Raw genomic sequence first — 17,431 nt, 5'->3', positions numbered from 1 at the left:
TGCAACTCGCGTTCCCTTTTCAGATACAAAAACGGCATCCGAAGATGCCGTTTTTACTATTTAGTTCTTGCGACTAACTTATCCAGGATACCGTTAACGAACTTATGTCCATCTTCAGCGCCGAATGCTTTTGCAAGTTCGATAGCTTCATTAATCGCTACCTTATAAGGTACATCCTTACGGAATGTTAGTTCATATGTTGCTAAGCGAACAATCGCTTTTTCAACAGGATCAACTTCATCCATAGGACGCGTCAAAAAGGGAGTGATAAGCTCATCAATTTGGCTTTTCTTTGTTGCAACACCGCCTAATAACTCACGAAAGTAAGTTATGTCGACACCGTCAACACTTTGTTCAGTAAGAAACTCATGCTCAACATCAGCAATATTGTTGCCACTTAGCTGCCATGAATAGATGGCCTGAACTGCTAAACGACGTGCCTTTCGGCGCTCTGAAGGCTTCATTAAATTGTCCTAAATTACAGGTGTTCTTCAAGTGCTTGCAGAACGTTCACCATTTCAAGCAGACCCAATGCAGCTTCGCCGCCTTTGTTTCCTGCTTTAGTACCTGAACGTTCAATAGCTTGTTCGATGGTATCTGTGGTTAAAACGCCGAATGAAACAGGAATGTCAAACTCAAGAGCAACTTGAGCTAAACCTTTGTTACATTCGCCAGCAACTAAATCAAAGTGCGGTGTACCACCACGGATAACCGCACCAAGTGAAACGATTCCATCAAATTTTCCGCTTGCCGCAACACGACGTGCAGCAAGAGGTAGTTCAACTGCGCCTGGTACTTTGATTACAGTGATGTTTTCATCTGCAACCTGACCAAAACGCTTTAGAGTGTCAAGCGCACCGTCAAGCAAACTATCAACTACAAAGCTGTTAAAGCGTGAAACCACAATAGCAATCTTTGCGTTTTTCGATTCGATATTACCTTCAACTACGTTCATTCATCCTACCTAAATTAGCTTGATTACCCAGCATGGGGGGCGGAAGAGGCGGTATGATACCACAGCAACTAACGCTGATCTCCATGCAATTTATAAGAAAAGTGTGAAATTACTCCTTGAAATATTATTAATCCCAAGGTGTTTTTTTATTCTGCTATATATTCAGTCACTTCCAGACCAAAGCCTGATAGAGAATGATAACGCTTTGGTGAACTCAATAAACGCATAGAGGTGACACCGATATTTGCTAAAATTTGCGAACCGACGCCCACTTGGCGAGAAGTTCCATTCCATTTAGCCGCAATAGGCGCACTGCCGTTATCTTCGGCTTCAAATGCTTTTACTTTAGCTAATATATCACTGCTATGTTCTTGATGACCAAGAAGTACAAGTACGCCGTCTTGCTCGCCAATTCGTTGCATGGCATTTTCTAGTGGCCAGCTACGTTGCTGATCTCGCTCTGAGTGCAATAAGTCGTTAAAGGTATTTTGTAAATGTACTCGAACCAATGTGTTCTCGGTAATTTCGCCCTTAACCAATGCATAGTGTAATTGGTTATCGATTGTGTCACGGAACGTTACCATGTCGAACTCACCAAAGCGGGTTGGCAATTTACATTGCGCTTCACGAACGACGGTGGTTTCTTTGGTATTTCGGTATTCGATTAAGTCTGCGATGGTACCCATTTTTAAGCCATGCTTTTCAGCAAAAACTTCAAGGTCTGGTCGACGAGCCATGGTGCCGTCATCATTTAAGATTTCAACAATCACAGCCGATGCTTCAAAACCTGCTAGTCTGGCGATATCACAACCGGCTTCAGTATGACCGGCGCGAATAAGTACTCCGCCTTCTTGTGCCATTAATGGAAAAATATGACCCGGCTGCACGATGTCCGAAGGCTTTGCGTCTTTACCAACAGCGGCTTTAACGGTAACTGCGCGGTCTTGCGCTGAAATACCAGTAGTGACACCTTCAGCAGCTTCAATAGACATAGTAAAGTTGGTTGAAAATGGCGCGTTATTATTGGTCACCATTAACGGCAAGTTTAACTGCTCGCATCGCGCTTTTGTCAACGTTTGGCAAATCAAACCACGACCAAAAGTCGCCATAAAATTAATCGCTTCAGGCGTTACCATGTCAGCAGCCATGATGAGATCGCCTTCATTTTCTCTATCTTCATCGTCCATCAAAATAACCATCTTACCAAGACGAATATCTTCAATGATCTCTTCTATACTATGTAGCGCCATGTTCGGACCTTTATTTGTAACACTGCGTCAGCTAAATGGCTGTTCTATGAGCCTGCAATAGGCTAGGCAGTGCATCATTTATATGATTGTATTATTAAGCTTATGGTAATAAATACTATATTTTTAATTACCTTAAGCTAGTGATTAACGCAAAAAACCAGATCGAGCTAACAATTCCATTGTAACATTAGACTTAGGTTGCTCTTCAACATCGGCTGAATAGCTCATTAATCTTTCTAAGTGCCGTGCGATAAGATCAACTTCAATATTAACGCTGTCACCCGATTTTAAATCAATCAGTGTAGTTTCCCCTGCGGTGTGCGGCACAATGGTTAATCTAAACTTGTGCCCTTGCACTTCATTGACCGTCAAACTCACACCATCAATGGTGATTGAACCTTTATGAGCAATGTACCTGCCAAGTTCTGCCGGAGGAGACAACCAAAACTCAATCGCCTGTCCACGCACTTGCTTGTCATCAACATGGGCAATACCGTCCACATGCCCACTGACCATATGTCCGCCTAAACGCGTTGTTGGCGTAACGGCTTTTTCTAGGTTAACAGCTTTACCCACTGAGTAATGCGAAAACCCTGTTAATGTGACCGTTTCAGCAGAAACATCGGCCACGAATCCATCGGCATGTAACTCAACGACGGTCAAACATACGCCGTTAGTTGCTATACTGTCGCCCAGCTTAACGTCAGATAAATCGAGCTTACCACTGCCGACAGTTAATCTAATATCGTCACCGCGACGTTCAACTTTTCGCAAATGCCCTACTGACTCGATAATTCCGGTAAACATAAAATTAATTACTCATTTTTAACGTTAAGCGAGTGTCTCTACCCACTTTACGTTCATCTATTAAATTAATATTGGGGATTTGTGCCATGCTCTCAAATTGCGGCAACGCGAGTAGAGCTCGCCCTTTATCGCCCAGCAACTTCATCGCTTGGTATAATACAATTTCATCTACGCGTTGCTCTGCAACAAAGGCGCCAGCAAGTGTTGCTCCTGCTTCAACTAGTACAGAATTACATGTCTGCCCGAGCAACTTTAACAACGCATCAAGGTCTATGCGTGCATTTTTTGCGGGTAAAATTTGATGATTAACATGGGATGGCCAGGCTGACTTGACACTTTCTGGATAGTCACATGTGCTAACGAGCAATATAGGGCTAGGAACGTTAAATAAATTAAGTTTAGCCCCCAACCTTGCTTTGCTGTCTAATACAACACGCAATGGTTGGTGTATTTCAGCTGGGGCGATTTCACTTGCTAAGCTACCGAGTTCACTATGGCGTACATTTAAGCTTGGGTCGTCCGCTAGAATGGTTTCAACGCCAGTGACAAGAGCGCAATGGCGTGCACGTAAGCGCTGTACATCTCGGCGAGCTTCAGGCCCAGTGATCCATTTTGACTCACCATTGGCTAATGCGGTTTTACCATCAAGACTGGCAGCCAACTTCACCGTCACTCGTGGTAAACCTGACTCCATTTTACTCAAAAAACCTAAGTTAATTTGTTTAGCAGCATCGGTTAATAAACCCACGTCAACTTGAATACCTGCCGCTTGCAACATTGAAATTCCACGACCTGACACTTGTGGATTCGGATCAGTCACAGCGATAACAACTCGACTAATACCATGCTCAATTAACGCTTTGGCACAAGGCGGAGTGCGACCATAGTGACTACAAGGTTCTAAGGTCACATAAGCGGTTGCACCGCGGGCATCATCCGAAGCCATGTTTAGCGCGTAAACTTCGGCATGCGGGCCGCCAGCACGAATATGATAGCCTTCACCCACAATCACACTGTCTTTTACTATCACGCAACCAACACAAGGGTTGGGTCTGGTGGTGTAAAGGCCTTTTTTTGCTAATTCAATAGCAAGGCTCATCATTTGACTATCTTCAGTTGACCACATAATTTAGCAATATCCGAAAATCAATTAGGTATAAATAAGTGGTGCTATTTCTGTAGGTCTGCGATGGCTTCGCCAAATTCTGACACGTCTTCAAACGCACGGTAAACCGATGCAAAGCGAATGTAAGCGACTTTATCTAAGTTAACTAATTGGTCCATCATTAGGTTACCAATCATTTCAGATTTAACTTCACGCTCACCGGTTGCCCGCAACATCGATTTGATTTTTGTTAAAGACTGCTCGATTTGGTCCATCGATACCGGTCTTTTCTCTACAGCTCTGAGCATTCCACCACGTAGTTTTTCTTCATCAAATGGTTGACGACTGCCATCTTGTTTTACAACACGTGGCATCACCAATTCGGCCCCCTCAAAAGTGGTGTAACGCTCATGGCATTGCACACACTCACGGCGGCGGCGAACTTGGTGGCCATCGGCGACAAGTCGAGAGTCAATTACTTTAGTGTCTGTTGCGCTGCAAAATGGACAATGCATTGGGCCTCCAGTGTCGTAAAAATAACGTTTTGACTTAAATGGTTAAAAATAAGCCATGATGAATGAATAACAAAATGGCCGCATAAATGCGGCCATTAAAGTTTACCTGATTTAACGCTTAAGGTTAACCGTAAACAGGGAACTTAGCACATAGTTCAATAACCTGTGACTTAACTCGCTCGCTGACCGCAAGATCGCTGATGTCATCAAGGATATCGCACATCCAGTTGGTCAGATTGATTGACTCTTGCTCACCAAAACCGCGACGGGTTATCGCTGGAGAACCAATACGTAATCCAGAAGTGACAAACGGTGAGCGTGGGTCATTGGGCACCGAGTTTTTATTCACTGTAATGTTGGCATTACCCAATGCTGCATCAGCATCTTTACCGGTCATGTCTTTGCTAATCAAATCAAGCAAGAATAGGTGATTGTCGGTACCGCCAGACACAACATCATAGCCACGTTCAATAAACGTTCGCGCCATTGCTTTAGCATTAATTACCACTTGTTCTTGATAAGTGGTGAACTCTGGATCAAGTGCTTCTTTAAATGCGACCGCTTTAGCTGCAATAACGTGCATTAAAGGCCCGCCTTGCCCCCCTGGAAATACTGCTGAGTTGAGCTTTTTGTATATAGTTTCATCATCGATAGCAGATAAAATCAAGCCACCACGCGGCCCCGCTAATGTTTTATGCGTAGTCGTGGTAACCACGTGTGCATGTGGCAACGGATTAGGGTAAATCCCTGCCGCAACTAGGCCGGCAACATGCGCCATATCAACAAATAGGTAAGCACCGACTTTATCGGCGATTTCACGGAACTTGCCCCAATCAATAATGCCAGAATAGGCGCTGAAACCTGCAATAATCATTTTAGGCTGATGCTCAACTGCAAGGCGCTCAACTTCAGCGTAATCAATTTTACCTGTAGTTTCATCAATGCCGTATTGCACTGCATCGTAAAGCTTACCTGAAAAGCTTACATTTGAGCCATGAGTTAAATGTCCACCATGCGCAAGGCTCATACCCAGCACTTTATCGCCACCTTGTAGCAATGCCATAAACACTGCCGAGTTAGCTTGCGAGCCAGAATGAGGCTGCACGTTAGCGTAAGTTGCACCAAACAATTCTTTAGCGCGAGAGATGGCCAACTCCTCGACAATATCTACATGCTCACAACCACCGTAATAACGCTTACCGGGGTAACCTTCGGCATACTTATTCGTCAGCTGAGAACCTTGTGCTTCTAGTACGCGTGGGCTAGTGTAGTTTTCTGAAGCAATAAGTTCGATGTGCTCTTCTTGACGGCGAGTTTCATCTTCAATCGCTGCAAACAATTGTGGATCGTAATCCGCGATATTCATGTCTTTTTTCAGCATTATTTACTCCAGCTGTAAATTTTTATTGTAGGGTTTTGCCGTATGATACAGCGCAATTGAACACAATCCCAGCATTAGCAGCATGAAATAACTTGCGTTTTGTCGTAAACATCGCTCAAAGATGCAGCAGTTCAAATCCAGCAATTAATGCGTCATGGCACGAGTCCAAATACATCATTTCACCATGCATTAAAAAGGTTGATACAAGTAATACCGTCACATGGGTTAATAAAGCCATTATGTGTGCAGCTTGCGCGGGGCTTAATAAACGGCGCCTTTCCAAATAATACTTGAACGGTTAGCCTGCATTGCAACTTGGGCACATAAACCAGCTAAAGCTGTAGGGTGTTCACCCGATAAAATCGGCACACGATCATCGATCTCGCTGTATTTGACCATAAAACAGAACACTATTTTCTAAAGATAAATCAGCTAAAGCCAGTTTAAAGCGGCTAAAACCCAACTGATTAAACAAATTGCCCCCGTATTTTGACCCAAGTCGCGATGTTCAGTATTTTGATGTTCAGTATTTATAGTCAAAACGTAGGCTAGTACGATTTTCACTATCGTCACTACGGTGCACAATGGCGGTATTATCAATGCCGTTTATCGTGCCGCGGCGTTCAACACGTTCATAATGCATGCTCAAACCAAATGTAGGTGTTAACGGAATGCCAAGGTAAATGGTGTAACGGTCACGGGTATCTTTAAAATCTAAATCACTTTTATTGGGGTTCCAGTCGTTACTGCGGTTTAATTCATGATCATCAATAGAGTCCCAACGCTGTGAGGTTAGCTTAACCCCGAATAACAGCTCTTGGTAACGGGCTTCTGCTTTGAATGTTGCAGTATGCCCTAAACCGTATGCATATCCGCCCTCCCAAAGCACTGACTTTGTCCCCCAAAAGTGTCCACCGGCAGCGCGATAGCCTTCAGTTGCAAAGGGTTTAACCATACTAAAGTCACCAAAAATATCACCACGGAGCTTAAAGCTAACATCGGCATTAGCCCACTGTGCTCCTATCGATAAGCCAATCACATTGATAGCAGCATAAAAATCTTCGTTTTCATCTTCTTGCCCTAAACTGCTATATTGAACCCCCATAGCAGGACCAATAAACCAACTGTGACCCCAAGACTCTCGCAAACCAACAGTGGCTTTAACCTCATTAGTGTAACCGCCCAAAAACACGTAAGAAGCTAATTGCCAATCTTCAATACCGGCATTAGAAATCCCCACCTCCATATCAAGTTCAATTAAGCTTGGCGTTGCCGACAAGGCATCATATTGGCCTTGCACACTATCAATGCTGGCTTCAACACCCAATAAAACGGTTGTGACAGCCGTGCTTTCGGCCTCGCGACTCGAATACATTACACCAGTATATATATCGAACTTATCTTGGGCTTGCAGGCGGTCAAAACGGTTAGGCTGATTATTCCCAAACCAACCTCTCAGTGTTTTTGATGGATTAAATACAGCAGCAAAGCTTACTGGTACCCAACCTTCTTTAGCGTCAAGCATCTGTGATAACTGAAAAAAACTCTCGCCTAATACCGAACCACCAAAAGTAGTCACGATTTGATCGTTAATACTAACCACTTCTTTATACTCAGCAAAAACCTCCCAGACAGTTGAAGCTGCAAAATTACCCAACATTGACTCATAGTAGTTAAAGTTATAATTACGAAACCCTTGGTGATAAAGTGCACCGGCATATGCGTGTCCCCAGTTCATACCCACCTGGTTATCATCAAGCTTCCATGAATCGGTGGTGACCAGACGGTCAATAAAGTACTGGCCTGCATTACCTTCTATTTCATAATCAAAGTCATCTTTCATGCTGTCTTCAGTCGCTTTGTACAATCCACCGCCGATGGTTAATAAAACGGTGGTCTCTGCTAACGCTCCCCACCAATTTTTATCGATAAGTTCTGGCGAAGTAAGTGCTGGTGTCAAGACAGTATGAGGACTTACGGTGACACTAGATTTAGGAATGACATCGTTGGAGCTCATCTGCTCAACCAGATCTGACGGCGGTAATGCTGTGCCAGCCCATGCGGGCGTTTCAAGTACCAGAGCCGCACAACCTAAGACTACACACTGTTGAATATTCATTTATTCCCTTAAATTTATTCATTTAGCCGCTATATGTACGACCTCAATTTTGCGCACTACAAAGACAAATCAGCATTACTACAAACCAGCATAAATGTTACACATATGTTAACGAAAGAACAGCTATTGTTGAAACTCAAACGAGCTTTGGTTAGATTGCACTGCGCCTTTAGCTAAAGATCAGATTTAAGTTACGCGGTGAATCGAGTAGAATTACTGCCACTCCCGGTAACAGAGAATTAAAATGGCTCAGTTCGTATACAGCATGCTTAGAGTGGGCAAGATTGTTCCCCCTAAAAAGCAAATCCTTAAAGATATTTCCTTAAGCTTTTTCCCAGGCGCTAAAATCGGTGTGTTAGGGCTTAACGGTTCTGGTAAATCAACTCTGCTACGCATTATGGCTGGCCTCGATACTGAAATTGAGGGCGAAGCAAGACCCATGCAGGATCTAAAAATTGGTTACTTACCCCAAGAGCCAAAACTGGATCCGACTCAAACCGTCCGTGAGGCAATAGAAGAAGCCGTATCTGACGCTAAAAATGCATTGGTTAGACTTGATGAGGTTTATGCACTTTACGCCGAACCTGACGCAGATTTTGATGCGCTTGCCAAAGAGCAAGGCCAACTTGAAGCGATCATCCAGTCACAAGATGCCCATAACCTCGATGTTGTTTTAGAGCGTGCAGCTAACGCATTACGTTTACCTGATTGGGATGAAAAAATTGAAGTGCTCTCAGGTGGTGAACGTCGTCGTGTCGCCATTTGCCGGTTGTTGCTTGAAAAACCCGATATGCTGTTACTCGATGAGCCTACCAACCACTTGGATGCGGAGTCAGTAGCTTGGTTAGAACGCTTCCTTCAAGATTACACTGGAACCGTAGTTGCCATTACCCATGATAGATATTTCCTCGACAACGCCGCAGGCTGGATTTTAGAACTTGACCGTGGCGAAGGGATCCCTTGGGAAGGTAACTACTCATCATGGTTAGAGCAAAAAGACGCGCGTTTACAGCAAGAATCAGCAGCCCAAAGTGCTCGTCAAAAAACCATTGCTAAAGAGCTTGAATGGGTACGCCAAGGGTCTAAAGGTCGTCAGTCTAAAGGTAAGGCCCGTATGGCTCGCTTTGAAGAGCTCAATACCAACGACTACCAAAAACGTAACGAAACTAATGAGTTGTTCATTCCACCTGGACCTCGTTTAGGCGATAAAGTCATTGAGGTTAACAACCTGACTAAATCTTACGGTGATCGTGTTCTCATCGACGATTTAACTTTTGCAGTCCCTAAAGGCGCAATAGTCGGTATTATCGGCGCGAACGGCGCGGGTAAGTCAACCTTGTTCAAAATGATTTCCGGTCAAGAACAACCAGATAGCGGTAGCGTAGAAATCGGTGAATCGGTCAAAATAGCCTCTGTGGACCAGTTCCGTGATGCAATGAATGACAAAAACACTGTTTGGCAGGAGATCTCTGGTGGCCAAGACATTATGCGGATCAACAACAGTGAAATTCCAAGCAGGGCTTATGTCGGCCGCTTTAATTTCCGTGGTGGCGATCAGCAAAAAATTATCGGCACATTATCTGGTGGTGAACGTAACCGAGTACATTTAGCCAAGCTAATTCAAGCGGGTGGCAATGTATTACTCCTCGATGAGCCAACCAATGACTTGGATGTTGAAACGCTACGCGCGCTTGAAGAAGCATTGTTGGAGTTCCCTGGCTGTGCCATGGTGATCTCACATGACCGTTGGTTCTTAGACCGTATCGCAACCCACATTCTTGATTACCGCGACGAGGGTAAAGTTAACTTCTATGAAGGTAACTACACTGAATACTCGACATGGTTAAAAGAGACACTAGGTACAGATGTTGTTGAACCACATCGATTGAAATACAAGCGCATGAGTAAATAGCGCTATATTTAGCAGTGGTAAAACAGGGGCTTTAGCCTCTGTTTTTCTATCTGCGGTAAAACGCATACAACCTTTTTCGACGTCAGTCATATTATTGTGATTTCTCTGCACAATCTATTTGTAAAGCGAAATTAACTTGAGTAACATGCTAAAACCTTATATGAAAATAAATTCTTCTCGATTAGTCGTATTTAGAGATTTAGGAGTTGATTCAGTGGATAATTTAAAATGGAGTTTGCTGTGAGATACGGTTCTATTTCCCTTGTACTGATGTGTTTGCTGTCGAGCAATGCATTTGCTTCGCTAAAAGTTATCAACCAAGAAGAGCAGGCCGCTTTCAGACAGATTGAAAACAAGTATGATATCGACTCTCAACTGATCGCTGTAAATGATAAGTTTTCTACTTTGAATAAGCGCTATTACGATATTCAAGAAATTAAAGAGAAAATTGAAGCAAACAAAGTTGACTACCAAAAGTTAATCTCGCAATTACCAGACAAAATTTTGGCTAAAGTTGAGATGGGCGGTTTTTATGAAAAAATCGAAACCAACGTCAATGAAACAGCGGATTTAACACTCAAAGAAAAAATCGATACTGCCGCGCTAGAACGCCAGAACCTATTGATTCAAGAAGAGTATGAATCAGTCAATAAGTTAAGGATTGATAAAAGCCAACAATTATTCGAGTTAAAAACAGACATTATTAATCGTTTAATCGCTGATTTGTCTAAATCGAGCAGTAATTTCCCGGTTAATATCGACGGTTCGACTAAGTGTTCTAAATATCAATCAATCTCCGATTGTTTGAAAGAGTCAAAGAACTCAATTCTGACCACCACGCGAAATGAGTCGCCTTTCTTGAATGATAAAAGCGTTTTACTTTCTTACGAAGTGATAGACGCTAACATGAACATGGCTGGCGATTTACGCTATAAAGTGGCAATGAACTTTAAGCCATCTTATAACAGCAAAATAGATACCATGCTCAATGAAAGGCTTGGCTTACGCTCAGCGATGGTTACTTTAGTTAGTAACGTACCTGCTGACTGGTATGTAAATGGTAAAAAAATTGGTACTGGTACCAAGCTGTTCCATGAAATGCCACTTGGCAAACATGGTATTTTGGCCTCATACCATAACAGTGAAAAATCAAGCGTAGAAAAAATTGAAGGTAATGGTGTATTTAATTACAACTTTAAAACTACAACTGAAAGCAAAGTTGCTAAAAAACCTAACGGTGTCGAACGCCTATCACCAATAGAAACACCAAAGGGCAGTATTAAGCCTAAAGCACCAAAAGCTAAATTTACCTTGCTTGCAGATAGCACAACGGTTCCAACTCCGGTTAAAGAACAAAGCGAGACTCCTAAAGCTCCAGAAGAAGCTAAAAAAGGCTATGAGTATTTCATTGGGATCACACCTCCTTCTAAAAAGCAGGATATTGAATTTACCAATGAGCCGCTTAATAAGTAATCCAGTGTAACGATACTGGTGTTCAGCTCAACAATAAAAAACTCGCTTAATCATTAAGCGAGTTTTTTATTGGCTCTGATTCATTACAACCTAAATAATGCAGAGCAGTATAAGTGGCTTGCCTTACCTTGATTTTGTAACCGCTACAGCAATTAAACCATACTGAATATTGATTAAGGGAAGTGATAATGAGCCTTATACGCCTGATGATACTAAGCACAGTGTTAATGATGAGCTTATTGTCAGTGAGCCCACGCTTACTTGCTAAAGCTGTGACTGAAACAGATGGCCCTTATGTATTCATTGACCCATCAAGTCAGGCCACAGCTTACTGGATCTGTAATAATCAACTCAAAACTACCTTAGTCATAAACCAGCAACTCAAACAGCCTCAACACTGCGGACAGCTGCCTCAACCTAAATTATCTACCGTGATAAAGCAGCGCATGCCCGATACTTATACAGGGGTAAAAAAAGTTGTAGCATTAAGTGATGTGCATGGCCAATTTGATGTGCTACTCACATTGCTAAAGCAACACCAGATCATTGACGCTGAGGGGAATTGGTCTTTTAGTGATGGTCATATGGTGATGACTGGGGACATTTTTGACCGTGGCCACCAAGTCAATGAAGTACTTTGGTTTATGTATAAACTTGACCAACAAGCCAGAGAAACAGGCGGTATGGTGCACCTTCTAATGGGTAATCATGAACAAATGGTATTGAGTGGCGATCTGCGTTATGTGCATCAGCGTTATGACATATCGACAACGCTCATTAACCGTCGCTACGATAAACTCTACGGTATTGATTCAGAAATAGGTCAATGGCTTCGTAGTAAAAATACCATTATAAAAATCAATGATGTTCTCTATATGCATGGCGGGATAAGCAATGAATGGATAACACGAAAGCTAACTTTAGCCAAAGCGAATACTCTTTATCGCCAACATATCGACACTCCCAAAGCTGAGCTTAAAGCTAACGACTTACTTAATTTCCTATTTTTTGGTAATGGCCCCACATGGTACAGAGGCTATTTTGATGACGCATTTACCGAAGCTCAATTAGATCCCATTCTTAACTATTTCAACGTTAATCATATTGTCATAGGCCATACGTCGCAAAAACAGGTACGCGGTTTATTCAACAACAAGGTCATTGCTATTGATTCAAGCATCAAAAATGGTCAATCTGGTGAGCTCTTGTTGATTGAAAATAAAACTCTTACCCGTGGTTTATATAACGGGCAACAAAAACAACTCTAATGATTGTGCATCATTTATTAAGTAAAACCATGAAATTAGTGCATTACTTTTTGCAAATGTAAACAATGACGAACCGCACTAACCAATGTAACACCACTTCCAACATTTAAAACCTAAAGGATACTAAGCAAGGTAAAACGCTACCAACACACTACCGACGTCACAAAATCGGGAAATTTACTATGCTGGTTTCATTTTATTTACACTGCTTTACCCTATTCGCCTCATTTTTTTTCTAATATGTGTCAACTTTGGTCGCATTAAGTAGAGCCCCATGAAATCGTTTCGCATTCTTCTTCCCTTATTAATCGCTGCCACCTGTGCACTGGCGGTTAGCAGCGTATCTTACGCCAACAAACCTGGCCCTAGCGGAAAAGCTGTTCGCACAGTTCCAGTTGTTACCTATGTAGTAGAGCAACATGAACTAGCCCAATCATTGTCACTTGTTGGCAATCTTGATGCTGAAAAGTCAGTGCTAATCGCACCGCAAATTGCAGGCAAGATAGATTCAATTGATGTTAAATCAACCCAAGCGGTCACAAAAGGCCAAGTGTTAATTCACCTTGATGATGCCAAAGCACAGGCCGCAGTGGCAGAGGCAACGTCCTACCTTGCCGATGAAAAGCGCAAACTGGCTGAGTTTTTAAAGCTAATTGATCGCAGCGCCATTACCCAAACAGAAATAGATGCCCAGCAAGCCAGTGTTGATATGGCTGTCGCTAAGCTGTCGGCGGCGCAAGCTGAGCTTGACTACCATTTCCTTACAGCACCTTTTTCAGGCACTGCGGGCTTAATCGACTATAGCCAAGGTAAAATGGTCACAGCAGGCACTGAACTGCTCACACTTGATGACCTATCCTACATGCGTTTAGACCTACAAGTACCAGAAAATTACTTATCAATGCTAAGCACTGGAATGAGCGTTAACGCAACTAGCCGCGCCTGGCCCGACACTTCATTTACAGGTGAAGTGACTGCCATTGACCCTAGAATCAATCACGACACACTCAGTTTACGCGTTAGGGTTAAATTTGCTAACCCACAGCAACAGCTCAAACCAGGCATGATGATGTCTGCCACACTGGTTTTCCCTTCTGTATCTGAGCCAGTGATCCCTGTGCAAGCTCTTGAATATTCAGGTACCAACCGTTTTGTGTATATCGTAGGAGAAGACCAAATTGCCAAGCGAACCAAGGTTACCCTAGGCGCTCGTATTGATAACCAAGTATTAGTTTCTGATGGCATAAATATTGGCGACAGAGTCGTAGTACAAGGGCTTGTTAATATGCGCGACGGCTTGAAAATTGATGATATAACAGCTTCTCAAACAGCGGTTAATAGCGCGCAACAAGCAAAAGGAAATCTATAAATGTGGATTTCTGATGTCTCTGTCAAACGGCCTGTCGTTGCAATAGTATTAAGTTTACTGCTATGTGTCTTTGGCGCAGTCTCTTTTAGCAAACTCGCAGTACGCGAAATGCCTGACGTTGAAAGCCCAGTTGTTACGGTCAGGACAACCTATGAAGGCGCCTCGGCGACTATCATGGAAAGCCAAATAACAACCACGCTAGAAAGTGAAATTACCGGTATTAGCGGCATTGATAAAATTGAATCTGTCACACGTAACGGCTCCAGCCGTATCACTGTGACCTTCATGTTAGGCTGGGATCTAACCGAGGGTGTCAGTGATGTGCGTGATGCTGTTGCCCGTGCTCAACGCCGGCTTCCCGACGAGGCAAATGACCCCGTAGTGTCAAAAGACAATGGTACTGGAGAATCTTCAGTTGACGTTAATCTGATCTCTTCGACCATGGACAGAACACAACTCACGGATTACGCCGAACGGGTATTAGAAGACCGCTTTAGTCTTATCACTGGTGTGAGTAGTATCGATATTTCTGGTGGCTTATATAAAGTCATGTACGTGCAGTTACAACCCGAACTGATGGCCGGTCGACAAGTTACAACTAGCGATATCATTAGCGTACTAAATCAAGAAAATGTCGAAACCCCTGGCGGAGAAGTACGTAACGACACCACGGTGATGGCGGTAAGAACAGCTAGGCTCTACCAGACACCCGAAGATTTTGACTACCTAGTCGTGCGCAGATCAACTGACGGCACTCCTATATATTTAAAAGATGTAGCCAAAGTATTTATTGGCGCTGAGAATGAAAGCTCAACCTTTAAAAGTAATGGCGTCGCGAATATCAGTTTAGGTGTGGTAGCACAGTCAGATGCCAACCCGTTAGAAGTGGCACAAAAAATTCATAAAGAAGTCGCTCTTATTCAACAATTCTTACCTGAAGGCACAGAGTTAGTTGTTGACTACGATTCAACAGTGTTTATCGACCGCTCAATTGATGAAGTGTTTAACACGTTAGCGATTACTGCTTTATTAGTAATTCTAGTACTGTATATTTTTATCGGTCAGGCCCGTGCTACCTTGATCCCAGCCGTCACCGTTCCGGTATCATTAATATCAGCGTTTATTGCCGCTAGTACCTTTGGGTTTTCTATTAACCTACTGACTTTAATGGCGCTAATTTTATCAATTGGATTAGTCGTTGATGACGCCATTGTCGTGGTTGAAAATATTTTTCATCATATTGAAAAGGGCGAACCACCACTGCTTGCTGCCTATAAAGGCACCCGAGAAGTTGGTTTTGCCGTTGTCGCCACTACTGCGGTGTTGGTGATGGTGTTCCTCCCCATCTCCTTCATGGAAGGCATGATTGGCTTACTATTCACTGAGTTTTCGGTGATGTTAGCCGTTTCAGTTATTTTCTCGTCGATTGTAGCCTTAACTTTAACGCCGGTTCTAGCCAGTAAACTGTTAAAGGTAAATGTAAAACCTAACCGTTTCAACGGGTGGATTGAGTCTATCTTCGAGCGCCTAGAGCTGCTCTACCGTAAAATAGTCACCAAGGCAGTGTCATTGAGGTTTGCCGCGCCTATCGTCATTATTGCTTGTGTGCTCGGCAGTGGTTACTTAATGCAGCAAGTGCCTTCACAACTCGCCCCGAAAGAGGATAGAGGCTTACTCTATGTCTTTATTAAAGGAGCAGATGGCACCAGCTATAACCGTATGGCAACGAATATGGAAATTGCTGAAGCGAAGTTATTGCCGCTATTGGGCCAAGGTGTGGTGAAATCTTTCAGCATTCAGGCCCCTGCATTTGGTGGCCGAGCAGGTGACCAAACTGGCTTAGTTATCATGCAACTAGAAGATTGGAGCGAACGTAGTACCACTGCCCAGCAGGCTCTTGGCCTTGTTGGCAATGCACTTAAAGGCATTCCTGATGTGATGGTTCGCCCCATTCTACCTGGCTTTAGAGGTGGCTCAAGTGAACCTATTCAATTTGTTCTTGGAGGCTCTGACTACAAAGAGCTATTAAAATGGGCTACCGTACTTGAAGAAGAATCGCTCAATAGCCCAATAATTGAAAGCCCAGAAATTGATTACAAAGAAACTTCACCGGAACTAGTGGTCACCGTTGACCGTGAGCGCGCAGCAGAACTGGGGATTAGCGTAGCAGAAGTCTCAGAAACCCTTGAGGTTATGCTAGGCGGGCGCAGCGAAACCACTTTTGTTGAACGAGGTGAAGAGTATGATGTATATCTGCGCGGTGACGAAAACAGCTTTAATAATGTTGCCGACTTAAGCCAGATCTACATGCGCTCAGACAAAGGTGAGCTTATCAGTCTCGACACAGTCACCCACATTGAAGAGGTTGCGTCTGCCCAGCGGCTTAACCACAACAACAAGCAAAAGTCTGTCACCATTAAAGCCAATATCGGTAATGGTTATACTTTGGGTGAGGCATTAGACTTTTTAGATCAAAAAGCCATTGAGATGCTGCCCAGTGATATTTCGATTGCATATAATGGTGAATCCAAGGACTTCAAAGAAAACCAAAGTAGCGTTTTTCTAGTATTTGCATTAGCTCTACTGGTGGCTTATTTAGTCCTAGCAGCCCAATTCGAAAGCTTTATTAACCCTTTAGTTGTCATGTTTACTGTACCTATGGGAGTGTTTGGTGGCTTCTTAGGGTTATATTTAACTGGGCAAGGGCTGAACATTTATAGCCAGATAGGCATGATTATGCTGATAGGCATGGTTACAAAGAACGGTATTTTGATTGTCGAATTTGCCAACCAACTTAGAGATAGAGGTTTGGGTATTGAGCAAGCAATTATCGATGCGTCAGCAAGACGTTTACGCCCTATTCTAATGACGGCTTTTACCACTTTGATTGGTGCGATCCCATTAATCATGTCAACCGGTGCTGGCTCAGAAAGTCGAATTGCGGTTGGTACCGTCGTATTTTACGGTATGGCTTTTGCCACCTTTGTAACACTATTAGTGATCCCGGCAATGTACCGGTTGATCTCTGCGGGCACTCACTCGCCAGGTTACGTTGAGGCGCAGCTAAACCAAGCAATCGCGGCGCAGCAAACTAAGTAGGCAGCCGTTAATGACAACAAAAAGGGACGATTAGTCGTCCCTTTTTGTTTGCCTCGGTTTTACTCACATCTGTTAGCACGAATTTTAAATGACATTATATTGTCAGAATGAATTAATCCACCTTGAACCTAGAACGTCAATAAATCGACCTTAATCCGATATCGTAGCAAAACGGCCA

Annotated in this window: 15 protein-coding genes; 5 read left to right on the top strand and 10 right to left on the bottom strand. The window is 43.3% G+C overall.

The window, feature by feature from the left end; genetic code table 11:
• Nucleotides 1-56: 56 nt before the first annotated feature.
• The 10 genes from nusB to RGE70_RS04695 form a co-directional block, all read right to left on the bottom strand.
• Nucleotides 57-464: a transcription antitermination factor NusB gene (nusB, locus tag RGE70_RS04740; RefSeq protein WP_310470393.1), complete on the bottom strand. Its 408-nt coding sequence runs from the start codon at nt 462-464 to the stop codon at nt 57-59.
• Nucleotides 465-478: 14 nt separating this feature from the next.
• A complete protein-coding gene (ribH, locus tag RGE70_RS04735; protein ID WP_310470392.1) occupies nt 479-955 on the bottom strand; it encodes a 6,7-dimethyl-8-ribityllumazine synthase in 477 nt (158 codons plus the stop codon).
• Between the two features lie 146 nt (nt 956-1,101).
• A complete protein-coding gene (gene ribBA, locus RGE70_RS04730; protein ID WP_310470391.1) occupies nt 1,102-2,205 on the bottom strand; it encodes a bifunctional 3,4-dihydroxy-2-butanone-4-phosphate synthase/GTP cyclohydrolase II in 1,104 nt (367 codons plus the stop codon).
• Nucleotides 2,206-2,349: 144 nt separating this feature from the next.
• Complete coding sequence (locus RGE70_RS04725) at nt 2,350-3,012, bottom strand: riboflavin synthase (protein ID WP_310470390.1); 663 nt, start codon at nt 3,010-3,012, stop codon at nt 2,350-2,352.
• A gap of 4 nt (nt 3,013-3,016) precedes the next feature.
• Nucleotides 3,017-4,138 (bottom strand): bifunctional diaminohydroxyphosphoribosylaminopyrimidine deaminase/5-amino-6-(5-phosphoribosylamino)uracil reductase RibD, encoded by a 1,122-nt coding sequence (ribD, locus tag RGE70_RS04720; RefSeq protein WP_310470389.1) that lies wholly within the window; start codon nt 4,136-4,138, stop codon nt 3,017-3,019.
• Between the two features lie 44 nt (nt 4,139-4,182).
• Nucleotides 4,183-4,632 (bottom strand): transcriptional regulator NrdR, encoded by a 450-nt coding sequence (nrdR, locus tag RGE70_RS04715; protein ID WP_310470388.1) that lies wholly within the window; start codon nt 4,630-4,632, stop codon nt 4,183-4,185.
• 124 nt (nt 4,633-4,756) lie between these two features.
• Nucleotides 4,757-6,013: a serine hydroxymethyltransferase gene (gene glyA, locus RGE70_RS04710; protein ID WP_310470387.1), complete on the bottom strand. Its 1,257-nt coding sequence runs from the start codon at nt 6,011-6,013 to the stop codon at nt 4,757-4,759.
• A 115-nt stretch (nt 6,014-6,128) separates the two neighbouring features.
• Entirely contained in the window at nt 6,129-6,251 is a 123-nt protein-coding gene (locus RGE70_RS04705; protein WP_375087900.1) for a hypothetical protein, read from the bottom strand.
• 23 nt (nt 6,252-6,274) lie between these two features.
• Nucleotides 6,275-6,412, bottom strand: coding sequence for a hypothetical protein (locus RGE70_RS04700; RefSeq protein ID WP_310470386.1), 138 nt, complete (start codon nt 6,410-6,412; stop codon nt 6,275-6,277).
• Nucleotides 6,413-6,536: 124 nt separating this feature from the next.
• Nucleotides 6,537-8,132, bottom strand: a complete 1,596-nt coding sequence (locus RGE70_RS04695; protein WP_310470385.1) for a DUF3943 domain-containing protein — start codon at nt 8,130-8,132, stop codon at nt 6,537-6,539.
• A 244-nt stretch (nt 8,133-8,376) separates the two neighbouring features.
• On the opposite strand from RGE70_RS04695, the gene ettA reads away from it, so the two are divergent.
• The 5 genes from ettA to RGE70_RS04670 all read left to right on the top strand — a co-directional run bounded on the left by ettA (nt 8,377) and on the right by RGE70_RS04670 (nt 17,253).
• Nucleotides 8,377-10,044, top strand: coding sequence for an energy-dependent translational throttle protein EttA (ettA, locus tag RGE70_RS04690; RefSeq protein WP_310470384.1), 1,668 nt, complete (start codon nt 8,377-8,379; stop codon nt 10,042-10,044).
• Between the two features lie 240 nt (nt 10,045-10,284).
• Nucleotides 10,285-11,517 carry a hypothetical protein gene (locus RGE70_RS04685; RefSeq protein ID WP_310470383.1) on the top strand — a complete coding sequence of 411 codons (1,233 nt, stop codon included), beginning with the start codon at nt 10,285-10,287 and terminating at the stop codon, nt 11,515-11,517.
• A 188-nt stretch (nt 11,518-11,705) separates the two neighbouring features.
• Nucleotides 11,706-12,785: a metallophosphoesterase gene (locus tag RGE70_RS04680; RefSeq protein ID WP_375087899.1), complete on the top strand. Its 1,080-nt coding sequence runs from the start codon at nt 11,706-11,708 to the stop codon at nt 12,783-12,785.
• Nucleotides 12,786-13,059: 274 nt separating this feature from the next.
• Nucleotides 13,060-14,154 carry an efflux RND transporter periplasmic adaptor subunit gene (locus RGE70_RS04675; protein ID WP_310470382.1) on the top strand — a complete coding sequence of 365 codons (1,095 nt, stop codon included), beginning with the start codon at nt 13,060-13,062 and terminating at the stop codon, nt 14,152-14,154.
• On the top strand, nt 14,155-17,253 hold the full coding sequence (locus tag RGE70_RS04670; protein ID WP_310470381.1) for a multidrug efflux RND transporter permease subunit: 3,099 nt from the start codon (nt 14,155-14,157) through the stop codon (nt 17,251-17,253).
• The last annotated feature ends 178 nt before the right edge of the window (nt 17,254-17,431 follow it).

This window comes from Shewanella youngdeokensis, from assembly GCF_033180165.1.
GTDB lineage: Bacteria > Pseudomonadota > Gammaproteobacteria > Enterobacterales > Shewanellaceae > Shewanella > Shewanella youngdeokensis.
Note: the sequence above shows the minus strand (reverse complement) of the source record. Positions and strands in the feature narration are given on the sequence as shown.

Bases quoted from the DNA above. Each gene is read 5' to 3' on its own strand.
- nusB (WP_310470393.1), bottom strand. From the start codon at position 464: ATGAAGCCTTCAGAGCGCCGAAAGGCACGTCGTTTAGCAGTTCAGGCC.
- ribH (WP_310470392.1), bottom strand. From the start codon at position 955: ATGAACGTAGTTGAAGGTAATATCGAATCGAAAAACGCAAAGATTGCT.
- ribBA (WP_310470391.1), bottom strand. From the start codon at position 2,205: ATGGCGCTACATAGTATAGAAGAGATCATTGAAGATATTCGTCTTGGT.
- RGE70_RS04725 (WP_310470390.1), bottom strand. From the start codon at position 3,012: ATGTTTACCGGAATTATCGAGTCAGTAGGGCATTTGCGAAAAGTTGAA.
- ribD (WP_310470389.1), bottom strand. From the start codon at position 4,138: ATGTGGTCAACTGAAGATAGTCAAATGATGAGCCTTGCTATTGAATTA.
- nrdR (WP_310470388.1), bottom strand. From the start codon at position 4,632: ATGCATTGTCCATTTTGCAGCGCAACAGACACTAAAGTAATTGACTCT.
- glyA (WP_310470387.1), bottom strand. From the start codon at position 6,013: ATGCTGAAAAAAGACATGAATATCGCGGATTACGATCCACAATTGTTT.
- RGE70_RS04705 (WP_375087900.1), bottom strand. From the start codon at position 6,251: ATGGCTTTATTAACCCATGTGACGGTATTACTTGTATCAACCTTTTTA.
- RGE70_RS04700 (WP_310470386.1), bottom strand. From the start codon at position 6,412: ATGGTCAAATACAGCGAGATCGATGATCGTGTGCCGATTTTATCGGGT.
- RGE70_RS04695 (WP_310470385.1), bottom strand. From the start codon at position 8,132: ATGAATATTCAACAGTGTGTAGTCTTAGGTTGTGCGGCTCTGGTACTT.
- ettA (WP_310470384.1), top strand. From the start codon at position 8,377: ATGGCTCAGTTCGTATACAGCATGCTTAGAGTGGGCAAGATTGTTCCC.
- RGE70_RS04680 (WP_375087899.1), top strand. From the start codon at position 11,706: ATGAGCCTTATACGCCTGATGATACTAAGCACAGTGTTAATGATGAGC.
- RGE70_RS04675 (WP_310470382.1), top strand. From the start codon at position 13,060: ATGAAATCGTTTCGCATTCTTCTTCCCTTATTAATCGCTGCCACCTGT.
- RGE70_RS04670 (WP_310470381.1), top strand. From the start codon at position 14,155: ATGTGGATTTCTGATGTCTCTGTCAAACGGCCTGTCGTTGCAATAGTA.